General features: G+C 36.9%; 18 protein-coding genes and 1 pseudogene. 11 read left to right on the forward strand and 8 right to left on the reverse strand.

The features are described 5' to 3' along the window. Positions 1-11: 11 nt before the first annotated feature. Positions 12-590, reverse strand: a complete 579-nt coding sequence (locus QGM71_RS21210; RefSeq protein ID WP_327609549.1) for an SCO family protein — start codon at positions 588-590, stop codon at positions 12-14. Positions 591-789: 199 nt separating this feature from the next. After that, positions 790-1,650, reverse strand: a complete 861-nt coding sequence (locus QGM71_RS21215; RefSeq protein ID WP_327609550.1) for a metallophosphoesterase — start codon at positions 1,648-1,650, stop codon at positions 790-792. Positions 1,651-1,816: 166 nt separating this feature from the next. Between QGM71_RS21215 and fadH the strand changes: the two genes are divergently transcribed. Further along, positions 1,817-2,584, forward strand: coding sequence for a 2,4-dienoyl-CoA reductase (gene fadH / locus QGM71_RS21220; RefSeq protein WP_327609551.1), 768 nt, complete (start codon positions 1,817-1,819; stop codon positions 2,582-2,584). A 237-nt stretch (positions 2,585-2,821) separates the two neighbouring features. Here the strand turns inward: fadH and QGM71_RS21225 are convergent, their stop codons facing one another. Together QGM71_RS21225 and QGM71_RS21230 are read right to left on the reverse strand one after the other, a co-directional pair. Then, complete coding sequence (locus QGM71_RS21225; protein WP_327609552.1) at positions 2,822-2,983, reverse strand: hypothetical protein; 162 nt, start codon at positions 2,981-2,983, stop codon at positions 2,822-2,824. Positions 2,984-3,322: 339 nt separating this feature from the next. Further along, a pseudogene (locus tag QGM71_RS21230) lies at positions 3,323-3,466 on the reverse strand (cation transporter); the annotation flags it as partial. 235 nt (positions 3,467-3,701) lie between these two features. Here QGM71_RS21230 and cbpB point away from each other — a divergent pair. From cbpB to QGM71_RS21250, 4 genes are all read left to right on the forward strand, one after another. Beyond that, positions 3,702-4,145, forward strand: a complete 444-nt coding sequence (gene cbpB / locus QGM71_RS21235) for a cyclic-di-AMP-binding protein CbpB (RefSeq protein ID WP_327609553.1) — start codon at positions 3,702-3,704, stop codon at positions 4,143-4,145. Positions 4,146-4,484: 339 nt separating this feature from the next. Continuing rightward, on the forward strand, positions 4,485-5,204 hold the full coding sequence (gene dapD / locus QGM71_RS21240; RefSeq protein WP_327609554.1) for a 2,3,4,5-tetrahydropyridine-2,6-dicarboxylate N-acetyltransferase: 720 nt from the start codon (positions 4,485-4,487) through the stop codon (positions 5,202-5,204). Positions 5,205-5,216: 12 nt separating this feature from the next. Continuing rightward, a complete protein-coding gene (locus QGM71_RS21245) occupies positions 5,217-6,332 on the forward strand; it encodes an N-acetyldiaminopimelate deacetylase (RefSeq protein WP_327609555.1) in 1,116 nt (371 codons plus the stop codon). Between the two features lie 77 nt (positions 6,333-6,409). Beyond that, positions 6,410-6,652, forward strand: coding sequence for a YkuS family protein (locus QGM71_RS21250; RefSeq protein ID WP_327609556.1), 243 nt, complete (start codon positions 6,410-6,412; stop codon positions 6,650-6,652). 61 nt (positions 6,653-6,713) lie between these two features. Here the strand turns inward: QGM71_RS21250 and QGM71_RS21255 are convergent, their stop codons facing one another. Then, positions 6,714-7,550 (reverse strand): mechanosensitive ion channel family protein, encoded by an 837-nt coding sequence (locus QGM71_RS21255; RefSeq protein WP_327609557.1) that lies wholly within the window; start codon positions 7,548-7,550, stop codon positions 6,714-6,716. A 284-nt stretch (positions 7,551-7,834) separates the two neighbouring features. On the opposite strand from QGM71_RS21255, the gene QGM71_RS21260 reads away from it, so the two are divergent. The 5 genes from QGM71_RS21260 to QGM71_RS21280 all read left to right on the forward strand — a co-directional run bounded on the left by QGM71_RS21260 (position 7,835) and on the right by QGM71_RS21280 (position 13,522). Further along, entirely contained in the window at positions 7,835-8,377 is a 543-nt protein-coding gene (locus tag QGM71_RS21260) for a peroxiredoxin (protein ID WP_327609558.1), read from the forward strand. Positions 8,378-8,518: 141 nt separating this feature from the next. Further along, positions 8,519-8,968, forward strand: coding sequence for a redoxin domain-containing protein (locus QGM71_RS21265; RefSeq protein WP_327609559.1), 450 nt, complete (start codon positions 8,519-8,521; stop codon positions 8,966-8,968). 161 nt (positions 8,969-9,129) lie between these two features. Next, positions 9,130-10,878 (forward strand): ABC transporter ATP-binding protein, encoded by a 1,749-nt coding sequence (locus QGM71_RS21270; RefSeq protein ID WP_327609560.1) that lies wholly within the window; start codon positions 9,130-9,132, stop codon positions 10,876-10,878. A 23-nt stretch (positions 10,879-10,901) separates the two neighbouring features. Continuing rightward, the gene (locus QGM71_RS21275; protein WP_327609566.1) at positions 10,902-12,737 is read left to right on the forward strand and encodes an ABC transporter ATP-binding protein; all 1,836 of its coding nucleotides are present in this window, start codon (positions 10,902-10,904) and stop codon (positions 12,735-12,737) included. A gap of 119 nt (positions 12,738-12,856) precedes the next feature. After that, positions 12,857-13,522 (forward strand): potassium channel family protein, encoded by a 666-nt coding sequence (locus QGM71_RS21280; protein ID WP_327609561.1) that lies wholly within the window; start codon positions 12,857-12,859, stop codon positions 13,520-13,522. Positions 13,523-13,594: 72 nt separating this feature from the next. Here QGM71_RS21280 and rnjA read toward each other — a convergent pair whose 3' ends face one another. The 3 genes from rnjA to def form a co-directional block, all read right to left on the reverse strand. After that, positions 13,595-15,262 carry a ribonuclease J1 gene (gene rnjA / locus QGM71_RS21285; RefSeq protein ID WP_327609562.1) on the reverse strand — a complete coding sequence of 556 codons (1,668 nt, stop codon included), beginning with the start codon at positions 15,260-15,262 and terminating at the stop codon, positions 13,595-13,597. Between the two features lies 1 nt (position 15,263). Next, entirely contained in the window at positions 15,264-15,473 is a 210-nt protein-coding gene (locus QGM71_RS21290) for a DNA-dependent RNA polymerase subunit epsilon (protein ID WP_327609563.1), read from the reverse strand. A gap of 521 nt (positions 15,474-15,994) precedes the next feature. Beyond that, complete coding sequence (def, locus tag QGM71_RS21295) at positions 15,995-16,546, reverse strand: peptide deformylase (protein ID WP_327609564.1); 552 nt, start codon at positions 16,544-16,546, stop codon at positions 15,995-15,997. A gap of 321 nt (positions 16,547-16,867) precedes the next feature. Here def and QGM71_RS21300 point away from each other — a divergent pair, with 321 nt between their 5' ends. After that, positions 16,868-17,557, forward strand: a complete 690-nt coding sequence (locus QGM71_RS21300; protein WP_327609565.1) for a YkyA family protein — start codon at positions 16,868-16,870, stop codon at positions 17,555-17,557. Positions 17,558-17,564: the final 7 nt, after the last annotated feature.

The following is a 17,564-nucleotide window of genomic DNA, read 5'->3' on the forward strand; positions in this document are numbered from 1 at the left end:
AAAATTATTGGTTAATACATTTCTTTGATGTCTTGAACAATTCTTTCCATTTCAGCTGGCTGTGTACCAGTATAACGAGTTATTGCATTACCTTCGGGTGATATTACAAAGAAACTTACGCCATGCATCATTTGATCGGAATCGGCTACTTTCTCTAATGGTGATTTAAACGATTTTATTGAGAATTCTTTTATTTCCTCAAATTCATAACCTGTAAGGAAGTTCCAATTGTGAAAAGAAGCTTTCCGGGATTCTGCAAATTCTTTTAATGCTTCTGGTGTATCGTTTTCCGGATCGACACTGAATGAAATTAATTGTACACTGTCTAATCCAGCTTCATCTAATTGATTTTGTAATCTAGCCATGTTAGAAGTCATTGGTGGACAAACAGTATCACAGTTTGTGAATATAAAGTTTGCAACCCAAAACTCCCCATCCAAATCACTTTTGCTAACTGTATCACCATCCTGATTTGTAAATGAGAAATCCTGGATTGGATATGAGAAATCTCCTTCATAATCATCTCCGCATGCTGCCAGAATGATAAGTAATAGAAGTAATGGTAAAACAAGTTTGTACTTTTTTAACATATGTACATCCTCCATCTATATGAAATCGTATCAAGTGTAGCATGGCAAAATTAAAAATACCATGTACAAAATGTTAACGTTAATAATAGGTAGTTTTATGTATCATCCAACTGGAATAAATACTTTATATCCTCCTTGAAATAGTAATATTCCTTTTCTTGTGGTACTTAGACTTTGATTTTCAGATCAATGGGGGAGGTTACATCTGCTTACCACTTTCCAATGTAAAGGAGTAAATTTCTGGTTTACACAAAAAACGATAAGGTAATCGAGTTGTTCCAATTCCTCTATTTACATACAGAGTGAGTTTTTCTCCTCCCAATTCGTATTTTCCCTGTACATATTTTTCAGCATAAGCTGGGGTATAGAGGTGTCCGACAAAAGGAAAGCGGACTTGACCTCCATGACTGTGTCCTGATAACTGAACATCCACAGAGAAATTAACAGCCGTGTCAGCAATATCCGGTTCATGTGCTAACAAAATAGTAAATAAGTCGGGATTCACATTATCCAAAGCGGCTTCTATATCAGGCTGACCAAGCATTACATCGTCTATACCTGCAAGAACTATGCGTTCACTATCTAACTCAATAGTTGTGTGATTGTTTTTTAACAATGTGAATCCAGATTGATCCATAACGCTTTGAATTATTTCTGTGCCGTACCCTCCATGGTCATGATTACCGTAAATCCAGAATTTCCCATGGTTTGCTTTTAGTGAGCGTAATGATTCAACCAGGTCGTAATTCCAATCAAACTGGTGGGGTTCATCGACAAGATCGCCGGTAAACACAACTATATCTGGATTTTGTTTATTTATTTTTGTTACCAATTCTTTAAATTGCTCGTTTGTATAATGAAAACCTATGTGTGTATCTGAAAATTGTACAATTTTAAAATTGTTGAATGCAGGTGAAATTTTATTGGAAGTAATTATTTCGTTATTTATTTCAAGTAGAGTAGGTTCAATTTCCCGTGCGTAGTAATATGTCCCACCGCTCAGACCTACTAACGCCAATAAACTTCCTGCAGCTTTCTTTAAGAAGGATCTTCTATTCATTCCTTTCAAACCTTTCTAACGTTACATTTCTTTTATACTAGAATTATAGCATGTATGCTGGTGAATATTAGTGAAATTGTATTGTTGTAATTATCTGTATTTTTTGACACCGTAACATACAATGAATATTATTATAGGAGATTAATACTTTATTAAGGAGGACCATATGAACAATAAAACAGTAATTGTGACAGGCAGTTCCAGCGGTATGGGGAAGTATATGGCAGAAAAGTTTGCAAAAGAAGGTGCAAATGTTGTTATAACCGGAAGGAATGAAGATAAACTTAAAATAGCAAAAGAAGATATAATGAAGCATGGTATGGGAGAAATATATATTGTCCCTATGGATGTCAGAAATCCAGAAGATGTCGAGAGAATGGTAGAGAAGACTGTTGAGAAGTATGGTAATATTGATCATTTAGTAAATAATGCTGCAGGAAACTTTATAACTACAGCTGAAGACCTTTCCATTAATGGTTGGAATTCTGTAATTGACATTGTCCTAAATGGAACGTTTTACTGCAGTAGGGAAGTTGGCAAGTACTGGATCGACAACGGGAGAAAGGGAACAATTTTAAACATGGTTGCAACTTATGCTTGGAATGCTGGAGCTGGAGTAATTCATTCATCAGCAGCCAAAGCGGGAGTTTTGAATATGACCCGCACATTGGCTGTGGAGTGGGGAACGAAGTACGGGATTCGAGTTAATGCTATCGCGCCAGGTCCAATTGAACGAACAGGTGGTGCTGATAAATTATTTGAATCGGAGAAAGCCGCTGAGCGAACGATAAGATCTGTGCCTTTGCAGCGTTTGGGAAATCCGGAAGAAATTGCAGATCTTGCTCATTTCTTATTATCAGATAAAGCTGCTTACATAAATGGAGAGGTAGTAACGATGGACGGAGGTCAATGGCTTAATCAGTTCCCTTTTTAACTTGCACCCATTAAACAGAGCGTGTTCACATTTACAAGAGAACGCGCTCCATTTATTTAAACCACATATCTTGAAGACTATTCCAATGAATGCAATTCCCCTAATAACTCCAAAGAGAACCCATCCCATTTTCGCTAGCAAATAAACAAGTAATAAAGGCGTGTAAGATCCGGCAATAAATAGGTAAGCGGAATGAATCAACTATTCCAAAAAATCGTCCATTTTCCTTGCGGCAGGCTATGTACGACGGTGCAAGCAAGATACATGAACAGCATCGTACTGCCAAAGATAGTGACAGAGGCTATTTGCCATGAGTTTTCCACTTCGTGCCGAAAATAAAATTAACAAAATTAATCCTGCTGTACTTAATACTGCACCTATGCCGTGGGTAATTGGCATTAACAATTTCTCCTTTTTTGGTAAAAGTGTGTATTTTCATTAGAAACCTTCTCCTATTTCATCATATAAATATAATGAGCAGCTGCGTAGTTTGACATGGGATAACAATGTAAATTAAATACAGGAATTACAGTTTACATGGATTGTGTGTATTCAAGCCTTCAATTTGTATAGTGCAGTGGGAAATAGTAAAGTCAGTTTTCCATTTGCTTGTTTTAATAACAGATCGATCTATTGAGTCAGTAACCAACTAGATGGCAGCTCAACGTCTGGAAACCGGAAGTTATTGACCATATATGCAGGTCATGTATTTCCTCTACTCTTTCTATACTATGAAGGGATTCTTCTACCGGCATCAGATAATAAAGCTAAACTATTAATAAGCACACAGCCAATAGCTTCCACTATCATAAAGGTGAAAATTAACAGGAAGCTTCAAAAAAGGATGCGCGTATGATTTGGGTGGTGACGTGATCCATGAATTTTAACAAGGTGTAATTGTTTTAAATATTTTAATTGAGGCGAACTAGTAGAATCATATGGCTATGTTGTAGTATTTGTTTTTAATTATTTCAAGTAAGAAGTATCAATTTTTCTTCCTCAATAATTATGGTAAACTGTTTATAGAAGAATTTTTTAAAAAATAGGAAATATATCTTCAAGAGAATGAAAATGAAATGAAATAAATAGTAAAGTGAATTAAAAGGGGCGTTTTATTATGAGTTTAACACAAGATAAAAAGTTAACTGATATTAAAGTTGGTGACTTGATGATCTCATCTGAAAAGGTCGCGCATGTACAGGTTAATAATCCCTTGGAACACGCATTGTTAGTGTTGGTGAAGTCTGGGTATTCGGCAGTACCCGTACTGGATGCTTCCTATAAACTGGTAGGAGTAGTAGGCAAGACGATCATTTTAAATCAAATTCTAGGGCTGGAGCGTTTTGAAATCGAGAAACTTTCTGATATGCGAGTGCATGAAGTGATGAATACAGAGATCCCTTGTTTGTCCGGTGAAGATTCCTTTATGAAGGGTTTAAACGCTATAATTAATCACCCGTTTGTCTGTGTTGCTGATAAGGAAGGTTACTTTGATGGGATTTTAACAAGAAGAGCGATTCTTAAGCAATTAAAACGAGATATATACACAACTGACCTATAGCAAACTATATGATTATTTATCCTTGCTAACCATTGGTTTGCAGGGATGTTTTTTTAAAGAAATCGGGAGTATAAAATTTTGGCTGCAATTAATTCTTACACTTAAACAGCCACGTTCAGATTCGACGGATTAATGTTTTCGGTGGGACGAGCAGCGCGCAGTCCCAGGACGTCCTAGTGCCGATAAGATCGACTACGTCGATCCACCCTCGGGTGGGCGGTCGCAGCCCGTACGTCCCTAACCGGGAGCCCTGCGATTTTGTTCTAAAAGGGGTTATTTATTGCTAGTAAAAAAACTGTCTGCTAAAGTAAAGGAATCACGTATTAGGAGGAATTGACAGTGAAAATGATGGATGCAAATGAAATTATCAGCTTTATCTCAAATAGTAAAAAGAGTACACCGGTGAAGGTGTACATTAAAGGTGAAAATCTGAATACATTAAATTATGATGAAACTATTCAGGCATTCGTTGAAAATAGTAGCGGTGTGTTATTCGGCGAATGGAACGTAATTAACCAATTCTTAGAAACGAATAAGACAGTAATTACCGATTATGTTATAGAGAATGACCGCAGGAATTCAGCTATACCGCTGCTTGACCTTAAAGGGGTAAATGCTCGAATTGAACCAGGTGCTGTTATTCGGGATCAAGTGGAGATTGGTGATGGTTGCGTTATTATGATGGGATCGATGATCAACATTGGTGCTGTTGTCGGTGCTGGAACAATGATAGATATGAATGCAGTTCTAGGTGGGCGTGCAACAGTAGGGAAAAACTGCCATATTGGTGCAGGTACTGTACTCGCAGGAGTCATCGAACCTCCTTCAGCAAAACCGGTAATCATTGAAGATGATGTTGTTATTGGAGCAAACGTGGTAGTTCTGGAAGGAGTTACCGTTGGAAAAGGAGCAATTGTGGCTGCTGGCGCTATTGTTACAAAGGATGTTGCGCCAAATACATTAGTAGCAGGGACACCAGCGAAAGTGCTAAAAGAAATTGATGAAAATACAAAGACAAAAACAGAAATCAAGCATGAGCTACGAAAATTAGATAACTAAGCAGGGATACTAATGACTATTTCTATGTTACAAAAAATAAGAAGAGAGTTACATCAAATTCCTGAATTGGGTTTTCGAGAAGTTAAAACACAGGCGTATTTGCTGGGTAAAATTAATCAAATTAAAACAGATCGTGTAGAGGTCCAGTGTTGGAAAACAGGGATTCTCGTACGAGTTTCTGGATTATCTCCCAATAAAACGATTGGATTTCGCAGTGATATAGATGGCTTACCAATTACAGAACAAACAGACTACGCGTTTAAATCTGTTCATGATGGCAGGATGCATGCCTGTGGCCATGATTTTCATATGACTATTGCTTTAGGAGTTCTAAAACACTTCATAGAGCATCCAATAAATGACACGGTGCTTTTTATATTTCAACCAGCAGAAGAGGGTCCTGGTGGGGCTTTACCAATGATGCAATCCAATGAATTTAAAAAATGGAAGCCTGATGTAGTTTTTGCCTTACATATAGCACCTGAGCTGCCAGTTGGTACAGTTTCGAGTAAGCCAGGATTGTTATTTGCAAACACAAGTGAATTATTTATTGATTTCCTGGGTAAGGGAGGTCATGCAGCTTATCCTCACTTAACTAAAGATATGGCTGTTGCTGCGAGTAACTTTATTGTTCAATTACAGCAGATTGTATCAAGAGGAATTGATCCGCTTGAAAGTGCTGTAGTTACCATTGGAAAGATGGAGAGTGGTTTTGTACAGAATGCAATAGCAGAGACAGCAAGATTGGAAGGAACAATTCGGACACTAGACCCGAATACAATCTATACAGTTAAAGAAAAGCTGGAAAGGCTCATCCGTGGGTTCGAAATTAGTTATGATTGCTCTATAGAAGTTGATTATGGCGCAAATTACTATCAAGTATTTAATCATTCCCAATGGGTGGAGAAATTCAAACAAACAATGGAAACCCATGGTATTACCTATCGCCTTGCTAATGAAGCAATGACAGGGGAAGATTTTGGATACATGCTCAAAGAAATACCCGGTTTTATGTTCTGGCTTGGCGTGGATTCTTCACATGGTCTTCATAGTGCACAACTAAGCCCTAATGAGGATGCACTTGAATTAGGGGTTCGCTCGGTAATTAATACCATTACAGCTCTCTGAAAATCATTCGTTGCATATCTTTCACTCTATAGTAAAAACTATATACGAGACATTCATATATATAGGAGGCGGACCAAATGGCTCGTATTGGAGTTGAAGGTACTTTAACTGATGTGAAAGAGGCGTTAATGGAGATGGGACATGAGGTTGTTGATCTGCGCTCTGCAGAAGATGCAGCTTATTGTGATTGCTGTATCATTTCCGGGCAGGATAAGGATGTAATGGGAATGGCTACCACAAGTATAGCGGGTCCCGTTATTAATGCTGCTGGCCATAATGCAGAAGATATTACTCAAATCGTAAATGAAAAATTAAGCTAAAAAGATTCCAACAATAAGAATAATCCACGTCAAGTAAGACGTGGATTATTTGATTAACGACTTATTTATCCTGCTTTAAAACGATAACTTGGTGTTCATATGGAATGTCGATCCCTGCACGATCAAACGATTCTTTGATTCGTTTGCGCATGTCTCTTTCACATTCCCATTGCAATCCATTTTCTGTTTGACCTACTACACGTAGTGCAATATCAGAAGAATTAATACTTTGTACACCGATGGCATTAGGACCCTCTTTAAAGCGTTCGTCTGATTCAAACTCCACACATACTTTTTCCAACACAGCAATTGCTTCATCGATATTAACATCATAACTAATTCCAATGTCTACCAACGCTCTCATATTCCCACGAGAATGATTGGCAACCCCTTCAATGTGACGGTTAGGGACAAAATTAAGCGTTCCGTCAAAACTGCGGATCTTTGTTGTTCTTAAACCAACTTCTTCGACAATTCCATCGAAACCTCCAGCCGTTACATAGTCGTCAATTTCCAATTGCCTCTCAAGTAAGATGAAAAAGCCTGTTACAACATCGCTGACAATACCCTGCGCACCAAAGCCAATTGCCAAACCAACGATCCCCGCACCAGCCAACAATGGGCCAATTGGAATTTCTAATATGGCGAAAAGCATAACGATAAACAGGAATATCATGGTATAGGAAAATAGGTTAAGTAAAAGTTTTTCAAGAGTTTTCACACGGCTGGGGGAAATTTTTTCATTCTTACCAGCTCTTTGAATTGTTTTTTTAACCAACTTTTTCCCAATGGGGACTAGTATGAAAAAAGCCAAAGCAAGGATACCCACTTTAAGTGCTAGTGGTATTAAGAAGCTTGCGATTTCTGTAAGATCAAAATCTATTCCTGCTATATTCAAGCAAACTGCTCCTTTCTTTCTATAAAGTTGAAACTAGAATTAGGATAACAAACGGATTAAAAATATACCAATTAGTCACCTTAATAAAAGAGTAACTTTTTACTGTTATTATTATTGGTTTCTGTTATAGAGGGGCATACTAGTTAAAGCATTCTCATTGTGACAAATTAGTGCGACAAATAATTGAAATCTTATTACTTAGAAACCCTATTAGTTGAACTTACCTGATAGATTACTTATACTTACAGTTGTGGAACTAGTTAATATAGTTGGAGGGATTATTCATGGCAGAAAGAATGGTAGGAAAACAAGCACCTCGATTTGAGATGGATGCTGTTATGCCAAACAAAGAATTTGGCAAAGTAAGTTTAGAAGAAAATATGAAGAATGACAAATGGACAGTACTTTTCTTCTATCCAATGGACTTCACATTTGTTTGTCCAACTGAAATCACTGCAATGTCAGATAGATATGACGAGTTTGAAGATCTGGATGCAGAAGTTATTGGTGTATCAACAGATACTATCCACACGCATAAAGCGTGGATTAACACTGCGCGTGACGAGAATGGTTTGGGCATTTTAGAGTATCCATTGGCTGCAGATACAAACCATGTTGTGTCACAGGAGTATGGTGTTTTAATTGAAGATGAAGGTATCGCTTTACGTGGTCTATTTATTGTGAACCCAGAAGGTGAATTGCAGTATCAAACTGTATTTCATAATAACATCGGCCGTGATGTCGATGAAACGTTACGTGTTCTACAAGCATTGCAAACTGGTGGACTTTGCCCGGCAAACTGGAAACCAGGCCAAGAAACACTATAAGGAACATTCTAAATAAAATTTAATAATATGAGATAATAAAAAACAGCTGGCTCAACTAATAAGGAATATTTCTTTGAAGCAAAGAAAAGATCTTTGTCAGAGTCAGCTCTTTTTTGATGATATATTCAGGAGGTAGTAACCATGAAATTAAGAGATCAAATGCCTGAGCTTGAAGGGGCAACAGAATGGTTTAACAGCAGTGCAATTGAAAAGAAGGATTTAGTTGGCAATAAACCAACATTAATTCACTTCTGGTCTGTAAGTTGTGGACTATGTAAAGAAGCAATGCCAAATGTAAATGAATTTCGCGATGAATATAAAGAAGATCTTAACGTGATTGCGGTTCATATGCCTCGTTCTGAAAAAGACCTGGACCTGGAAGATATAGAAAGCGTTGCAAAAGAACATGATATTTCTCAGCCGATCTTTGTTGATAATGACCATAAATTAACCGATGCTTTTGATAACCAGTATGTACCTGCATATTATGTGTTTGATGAGGAAGGGAAATTAAGACATTTTCAAGCAGGCGGCGGAGGCATGAAAATGCTGCGAAAGCGTGTTAACCGCGTTTTAGGAATAAAAGAATAGTACTTGTTTCCAAAGGCCCTTGTTGTAGAAACAAGGGTTTTTGTTTTGGGTAAATGTAATTTGAAAATAATTTAAAAAATTAAGTTAAAAGAGTAGATATTTATTTCGGAACCCGTTATATTAGTAGTTATTGGAAAACATAAACCGGGGGAGGGAACAATGTGCATACATTTAAAAAACTAAAGCATTTTTATTGGCCATACAGAAAGTATTTTTTCTTATCACTGTTTTTTTTATTCTTTGTAACTGCAATTACAGTAGTCTATCCAATCGTTTTACAACAAACCATTGATAATGTGGTATTGGCCGATCAATATTATTTAATACCATATATATGCATCATTTTTTTAGTATTAATGATTATAAAAGGATTTGCAACTTACTATCATCAGTATTTAGGTGATTTGTTTGGTATTACTACAGTTTACAAGATGCGTGATGCCTTATATGAGAAGCTTCACGTGTTATCGTTCAAGTATTATGATAATGCTAAAACAGGTGATATTATGTCGCGGTTAACAGCAGACGTTGATGGATTTCGCTTTTTTCTGTCTTTAGGGTTTGCGGAGCTGATTCGCATCACATTGTTAATCGTATTAAGTTTAAGCGTCATGTTTTATTTTTCGATCCCACTGGCGCTCGTTACAATGGCTGCAATGCCACTGTTAGGTGTGGTGGTATATCGTTTTGACCGCCGTGTGCACCCAGCATTTCGAAAGATCAGAAAGTCTTTTGGTCAATTAAATACACGGGTGCAAGAAAACATTAGTGGTATGAATACGGTTAAATCACTATCAAGAGAAGACTTTGAAATAGGAAGATTTTCTTCCAGTAATGACGACTATCGCCAGAATTATCTTAAAACTGCGTCAATTTGGTCAAAGTATTTTCCAATGATGGAGTTTATCGGAAACGTATGTGCAGTAGCCCTACTTGCGTTTGGCGGATACTTAGTTATAAATGGGGGACTTTCACTTGGTGAACTGGTCGCATTCTTCAGTTTAGTCTGGTATATTATGGGGCCACTTATGAACCTTGGGTTTGTTATTAATCTGTTTTCTCAATCGAAAGCCTCAGCTGAGAGATTACTTGAAATACTGGAGGCAGAGGAAGATATTGTTGAAAAAGATGATGCCATAGCCACTGAAATTAAGGGGCATGTGACTTTTAATGATGTAACTTTAACCTATACGAAGGATGATGATTCTGCACTGAAAAACATTAGCTTTGATGCTCCTCCAGGAAAGGTTATCGGTTTAATTGGTGCTACAGGATCGGGAAAAACCAGTGTCACTCAATTAATCACCCGTTTTTATGAACCCGAAAGAGGCGATGTATTGGTGGATGGAAGACCTGTCTCTGATTATAAGCTGAAATCCTTACGCAGCAGTATCGGTTTTGTTTTACAGGAACCCTTTTTATTTTCAACCTCCATTCGAGAAAACATTGCGTATGGTAACCCAGATATGTCTGATGAGCAGATTATTAATGCGGCAAAGAGGGCACAAGCGCATGAGTTTATTATGGAAATGCCGAATGGGTATCAAACCATGCTTGGTGAACGCGGTATGGGGCTATCCGGGGGACAGAAGCAGCGAATTGCAATAGCTAGAGCTATATGTATTAATCCAAGTATCTTAGTTTTGGATGATGCTACATCTGCAGTAGATATGGAGACAGAATTCAAAATACAAAAAGCATTAAAAGAGGTAATGAAGGGAAGAACTTCCTTTATCATTGCTCACCGGATTTCCTCATTAAAACATGCAGATGAAATAATTGTACTTGAGGACGGGAAAGTTGTAGAAAGAGGTACCCATGATCATTTAGTTGGGAATAATGGAACCTACCAGCGTATATATGATATTCAATATCAGGATCGTGAAGAGATTATGAATGCAGTAAATTAATAAAGGGGGGACGAACATTGACTATTTCGAAAAGTAAAAAAGAGAAAAGCCGTCATTTAAAACGTTTCTCTTATACAGTGGATACAGCAATTGAGAAGCCTTTTAACTGGAAGCAAATGTGGCGATTGCTGATCTATTTAAAACCATACTCCAAGACCTATCTTCCTGCTGCAGTTATTGCCATGATGGTTTCAACTGCGGTAAGACTGATTGTACCAATCCTTATAGGAAAGGTTGCTATTGACGTCGCAATAAAAAATGAAGATGTAACAATGCTGACATATCTGGTTATCGGCATTGGGATATTATACTTGGTAAGTTATGCAGGAAACGTATATCGAATAAAATGGGTTAATATTTTAGGGCAAAATGTCATCTTCGATTTAAGACAGCATCTTTTCTCCCATGTACAGCGGCTTTCACATAGGTTTTTTGATAACCGTTCAGCGGGCTCAATACTAGTGCGAATTATGAATGATATTAACTCATTACAGGAACTATTTACTAATGGGATTATAAATTTACTAATGGACATTGTTACATTGATTGGTATTATTGTGATTCTATTTGCACTAAGTCCTAAGTTAGCATTGGCAATTATGATTGTATTACCTCTTATGTTTTATATATCTACGAAACTTAGAAGGAATATCAGACGTTCTTGGCAGGACGTGCGCATTCAACAGTCCCGACTTAATTCCCATCTGAATGAGGGTATACAAGGAATGCGTATAACACAATCATTTTCTCAAGAGAAGGAAAACGCTGAATTTTTTAATGGAATTAATGAAGACAATTACCAAAGCTGGCGGCAAGCGACCAAAAAAAGTGCTTTATTTCGTCCGTTTGTAGAAATGAGTAACGCGATTGGTACTGTTATTCTAATTTCATACGGAGCGTATTTGATTTTATTGGGACCAGATAATGGTGGTATTGAATTAGGAACATTTGTTTCCTTCGCCTTCTTCTTAGGCATGTTTTGGGAACCTATTTCAAGGCTTGGTCAGATGTACAATCAATTACTTATGGCTATGGCAGCATCAGAGCGAATATTCGAATACCTCGATGAACAGCCTAACGTAGAAGAAAAGGACGATGCACATGAGTTCAAAGAGATGGCAGGCCATATTGAATTTGATAAGGTGGAATTCTCTTATGACGAGGACAGAGTTGCATTGCATGAAATTTCAGTTGAAATAAAACAGGGTCAAACGATTGCTCTAGTAGGTCATACAGGAAGTGGTAAATCAACCATCGCGAACTTGATCAGCCGATTCTATGATCCTTCTAAGGGGACTGTTAAGATAGATGGATATGATTTGCGGGATGTTAAATTGAATTCGATCCGCCAAAAGATCAGCGTTGTATTACAGGATACATTTATTTTTTCCGGTACTATTTTGGAAAATATACGTTTTGGTCGTCCTAATGCAACAGACCAGGAAGTTATCGATGCTGCAAGAGTAGTGGGGGCAGATGACTTTATCCAGCGACTTGCTGAAGGATATAACACAGAGGTGGAAGAACGAGGAAACGTACTGTCCGCAGGTGAGCGGCAATTAATGTCGTTTGCCAGAGCATTACTGGCAGATCCCAGTATTCTAATTCTTGATGAAGCTACAGCAAGTATCGACACAGAAACAGAAGTAAAAATCCAAAAGGCTCTCGGCAAACTGCTGAAAGGTAGAACTGCAATTATTATTGCTCACCGCCTATCAACTATTAGAGAAGCGGATAATATATTTGTATTGGAAAATGGGAAAGTATTGGAAAACGGAAGCCATAGTGAGCTAATGGCGCAACGTGGTGAGTATTTCGGTTTGGTAAGATCACAATTTCAAATGCTGGATGCGATTTAGCTAAACTGCAAAGAAGCAATTTCTATAATGGGAAATTGCTTCTTTGTTTCTAGTCACTATCCTTTATTTGAAACAATGTGGTAGACTTAAATTAAGTAAATATTGATGGAGGAAGTTTTATGAAAAAAGAGTTCGCAGTAATAGGATTAGGAAGATTTGGAGGAAGTATTTGTCGTGAGTTAAGCTTGGAAGGAATGCAGGTGTTAGCGATAGATAATGACGAAGATAAAGTAAATGAATATAAGAATATCGCTTCACATGCAGTGATTGCTGATTCCACTGATGAAGCTTCTTTGAAAGAATTAGGTATAAAAAATATTGATCATGTCATTGTTGCTATAGGAGATAATATTCAGGCGAGTATCTTAACTACTGTAATATTAACTGATTTAGGAATAAAGAAGATTACTGTAAAGGCTCAGAATGATTACCATGAGAAGATATTGAATAAAATTGGTGCGGATCATGTCGTGCACCCAGAGCGGGATATGGGTAAACGTATTGCACATAATATTATTTCTAATAATATTCTGGATTACTTGGAATTATCTGATGATCACAGTATTGTAGAAGTAAAAGCAGGGAAAAAGATGTTGGGGAAAACATTAGTTGATCTTGATATACGAGCAAATTATGGCTGTAACGTTGTAGCAATTAAACAAGGAAAAGAGATTAACGTGTCCCCAAGTGCAGAAGATGTTTTAAGTGAAGAGGATGTCCTCATTGTAATTGGATCCGACAAAGATATTTCACGTTTCGAAAAACAGCTTGTAATTGATGATTAAAATTAAAGGTGACATGGCTGTGTTTAAAACTGCCATGTCACCTTTAAAGTTTTGTTTTAGCTGCTTTCGCTTTTAAACTTCCATTATTATTGGTAAGACCATTGGTCTGCGCTTTGTTTTTTCGTAGAGAAATGGTGCTATAGTATCTGTAATCTCATTTTTAATTTCAGACCATTGAGTAGTCTTTCTTTCCATTACCTTATTAAGATGAGTAGATACCATTTTTTGTGCTTCATTAATCAAGTCCTCTGATTCCCGCATATAAACAAATCCACGTGATATGATATCCGGACCTGCTGCTATTTTGAATTCTTTCATATTAATACTGACAACGACCATAACTAATCCTTCTTGAGACAAGATACGACGGTCACGCAGTACAATATTTCCAATATCACCAATTCCACTTCCATCAACATAAATTGCTCCTGATGGGATTTTACCGGCGATGCTGGCATTATCTTTTCCTAATGCAAGTACATCTCCATTATCCATCACAAACGTATGTTCAGGCTCTACATCACATTCTATGGCTAGTTTGGTATGCTCTTTAAGCATTCTATACTCACCATGGATCGGCATAAAGTATTTCGGATTCATCAATCGTAACATTAGCTTTTGTTCTTCCTGGCTACCATGGCCGGATGTATGGATGTTACTTAATTTACCATGAATAACTTCTGCGCCTGCACGATACAATTTATTGATTGTTCTGCTGACACTTACATTATTCCCTGGAATCGGGGATGATGAAAATACTACAGTGTCTCCAGGTATAATTTGAATTTGTCTGTGTGTACCGTTTGCAATACGAGAAAGAGCAGCCATGGGCTCGCCTTGTGAGCCTGTACAAAGAATCGTAACATCCTGGGCTGGAAGACGGTTAATTTGATTTGCTTCTATAAACGTTTCTTTTGGTGCTTGTATATACCCAAGTTCTTGTCCAAGCTTAATTGCTGACTCCATACTGCGGCCAAATACAGCTACTTTTCGGTTGTGCTTAACGGCTGCAGATACTACCTGTTGTAATCGGTAAATATTGGAGGCGAAAGTTGCAAAAATTAACCTACCGTTTGAACGGCCAAAGATTTCATTTATACTTCCTTCAACAACACTCTCCGACATAGTAAAACCTGGAATTTCACTATTAGTACTATCTGAAAGTAAGCAAAGTACGCCTTCTTTACCTATTTCAGCCATTTTGGTCAAATCGGCCGGTTCACCGATAGGAGTAAAATCGAACTTAAAGTCACCTGTTTGCACAATATTTCCAGGTGGTGTTTTAACGACGACACCATAGGAATTAGGAATGCTGTGTGTTGTACGGAAAAAGCTGACGGAAGTTTTTCGGAATTTAATAATATCGTCTTCTTGAATTATATTTAATTTTGCAGTTCTTAATAAGCCGTGTTCATCAAGCTTGTTCCTTATTAAGCCCATTGCGAATTTTCCTGCATAGATGGGGATGTTGGCTTCACGTAAAAGGTAAGGAATTCCGCCAATATGATCCTCATGTCCATGAGTTATAAATAAACCTTTAATTTTATCCTGGTTTTGTACAATGTAGGTGTAATCTGGTATTACATAGTCGATTCCAAGTAATTCATCTTCAGGAAATTTAATTCCTGCGTCAATAAGAATTATCTCGTCCTGGAATTGTACTCCATAGGTATTCTTACCAATTTCCCCTAATCCACCTAATGCAAAAACTGCTGTTTGATCATTCTTTACAAATTTCATATTACACATTCTCCAATTTAAAGTTCTCTGATTGTTTTTCGTAATTTAGATGAGCCTCATTTAAAGGCTGGATAAATTCAATGTTATATTTTCGATCATTGATTTTTTGGCGTACCTCACGCTCAGAATCAGCTTCTACATAAGCACTTTTTGTACGTTCTCGAACCGGTATTTCATTTTGAAACTCGTGATATAATACTTTGTAAATCATTTCATCTCTCCTAACTGGTTTCTGGTATGTCTATTTAAAGATTAGTAAATTAAGCTATGCTTTAAAAAGCGATAACTTGGATTAAAAAATTCCTATACATTATTTCCGTCAATTAGTTCTTCCGTACGAACTATGGTACGTGTGGGTATGAATGGTTATATATCAATGGTAGTCTTTTTTGCAAGTTGTAGGTACACGTCCTTGGCCTAAAAAGTCTTTCCAGCGTTTCTTAAGCTTTTCTTTTAGGCGTTTTAACATGGCGATACACATCTCCTTTCGATTATTTAAGAAAAGCAACAAAAAACGTTCCTACCGATCCAACCTCTTATCTATAGTATAGTACTACTTGAGTAATATTGGAATAAAAATACTTTATTTATATGAAAAAATTAAATTAATGATTAAAATTAGATTACCTCATAAGCCTGTTTCCAGTATTTTTTGCAAAGAATGTATTCTTATACATAAGCGTTTTGAAGATAAAGAGAACAGCTACTTAATAGTAGCTGTTCTTCTATTTCTTATTCAATTACGGTCGCATTTTCAGGAACTGAGAAAGGATTATTTTTATTTATGTGGTCATAAAACATAATTCCATTCAAATGATCAATTTCATGTTGAAAAATAATAGCTGCATATCCTTTTAGACGTAATTTTAATTCATTTCCCTCCAGGTCGGTTGCGCGAACTGTAATACGAGCATATCGTGGGACATAGCCTTCAACATTCCTGTCGACAGATAGACAGCCTTCTCCTGAAGAGAGGTAAGCTTTCTCGACAGAATGACTTACGATTTTGGGATTCGCTAACATGTAGCTATACAGACTCCCATTTAAATCTTCAAAATGAACTGAAATTAACCGTTTATTAATTCCTAGTTGAGGGGCAGCTATACCTACACCTGCTCTTAAGTTGTATTTCTTTGCAATTTCATCGTCCTGACTATTTTTCAAAAAGGTAATCATGTCATTTAGAAGGTCTTTATTCTGCTTATCTAGAGGAACAGTAACATGATCTGCAATTGTTGTTAATGATGGATGGCCTTCTCGTACGATATCTTTCATTGTAATCAAATGTTCTTCACTCCTAATACGAAAATTTTCTTTACTTTTAAATTCTATTCCACATTTCATGCAAGCAGTATAGCTTCTTGGAACACAAAATTAAAGAATGATCTTGCACTCAGTCATCGCCGATGAATGAAAAATGCTTTTCCATGTAGAATATCACTGTGCGCATCAATTTATTATTTTAGCATAACTATGTCATATTAATCATAGAATTCCTTTAGGACAACCTAAAATTAATGTATAGTATACCATATAGACATTTCATTTTATGTTATACTGAAAAACATAAAAAAAATGCAACCAGGAATTTAGGGGGTATATCGAATGCTGCGTAGAAGAAAACTATTTGTACTTATCATAAGTTTACTTGCATTCTTATCTGCATGTAGCAGTGAGTCAACTGAGGAGAAAATACATAGCCATTTACAAGAAGCTGTCGAGCTAGAGAAAGGCTTTGAAGAACAGCAAAAAGAAATTACCGAACTGGAGAGACAGGAACAGGAGTTATACAGTCAGATTATAAACTTAGGTATGGAAGATTTTGAAAAGATTCAAGAACTATCACAGCAGGCCATAGAAATTATTGAACAGCGATCAGAGAAAATAGATCTAGAGAAAGAAAGTATTGCAGCTTCCGAAGTAGAATTTACAAAGACAGCGGATTTTATCGACGATCTGGAAGAACAGGAAGTTAAAGATACAGCCTCCACCATGTTTGACGTTATGAATAACCGGTATAGTGCCTATTATGCTTTATATGATGCCTATACAGAATCCCTTATGTTAGAGGAACAACTCTATACAATGCTGCAGCAAGAGGACATACAGCAAGAGGACTTGACAGAACAAATAAACACAATTAACAACAGCTATCAGGAAGTACTAGAAGCAAATGATCAATTCAATGAGGGAACAGTAGAATATAACGCCTTAAAAAAAGAATATTATGAACTTGCGGGAATAGACGTAAGCTATGAAGAAAATCCTGCAGGAGGCAAATCAGATAGTGAATAATCAGAGG

Origin of the sequence: Virgibacillus tibetensis, assembly GCF_036026595.1 — a bacterium.
GTDB classification, from domain to species: Bacteria; Bacillota; Bacilli; order Bacillales; family Amphibacillaceae; genus Virgibacillus_P; species Virgibacillus_P tibetensis.

What these genes read in the sequence shown, in the direction of transcription:
- QGM71_RS21300 (WP_327609565.1), top strand. Translation starts at nt 16,868, where the DNA reads ATGCTGCGTAGAAGAAAACTATTTGTACTTATCATAAGTTTACTTGCA.
- QGM71_RS21245 (WP_327609555.1), top strand. Translation starts at nt 5,217, where the DNA reads ATGACTATTTCTATGTTACAAAAAATAAGAAGAGAGTTACATCAAATT.
- rnjA (WP_327609562.1), bottom strand. Translation starts at nt 15,262, where the DNA reads ATGAAATTTGTAAAGAATGATCAAACAGCAGTTTTTGCATTAGGTGGA.
- QGM71_RS21260 (WP_327609558.1), top strand. Translation starts at nt 7,835, where the DNA reads ATGGCAGAAAGAATGGTAGGAAAACAAGCACCTCGATTTGAGATGGAT.
- QGM71_RS21210 (WP_327609549.1), bottom strand. Translation starts at nt 590, where the DNA reads ATGTTAAAAAAGTACAAACTTGTTTTACCATTACTTCTATTACTTATC.
- QGM71_RS21265 (WP_327609559.1), top strand. Translation starts at nt 8,519, where the DNA reads ATGAAATTAAGAGATCAAATGCCTGAGCTTGAAGGGGCAACAGAATGG.
- QGM71_RS21290 (WP_327609563.1), bottom strand. Translation starts at nt 15,473, where the DNA reads ATGATTTACAAAGTATTATATCACGAGTTTCAAAATGAAATACCGGTT.
- QGM71_RS21280 (WP_327609561.1), top strand. Translation starts at nt 12,857, where the DNA reads ATGAAAAAAGAGTTCGCAGTAATAGGATTAGGAAGATTTGGAGGAAGT.
- QGM71_RS21225 (WP_327609552.1), bottom strand. Translation starts at nt 2,983, where the DNA reads ATGCCAATTACCCACGGCATAGGTGCAGTATTAAGTACAGCAGGATTA.
- fadH (WP_327609551.1), top strand. Translation starts at nt 1,817, where the DNA reads ATGAACAATAAAACAGTAATTGTGACAGGCAGTTCCAGCGGTATGGGG.
- cbpB (WP_327609553.1), top strand. Translation starts at nt 3,702, where the DNA reads ATGAGTTTAACACAAGATAAAAAGTTAACTGATATTAAAGTTGGTGAC.
- QGM71_RS21215 (WP_327609550.1), bottom strand. Translation starts at nt 1,650, where the DNA reads ATGAATAGAAGATCCTTCTTAAAGAAAGCTGCAGGAAGTTTATTGGCG.
- QGM71_RS21250 (WP_327609556.1), top strand. Translation starts at nt 6,410, where the DNA reads ATGGCTCGTATTGGAGTTGAAGGTACTTTAACTGATGTGAAAGAGGCG.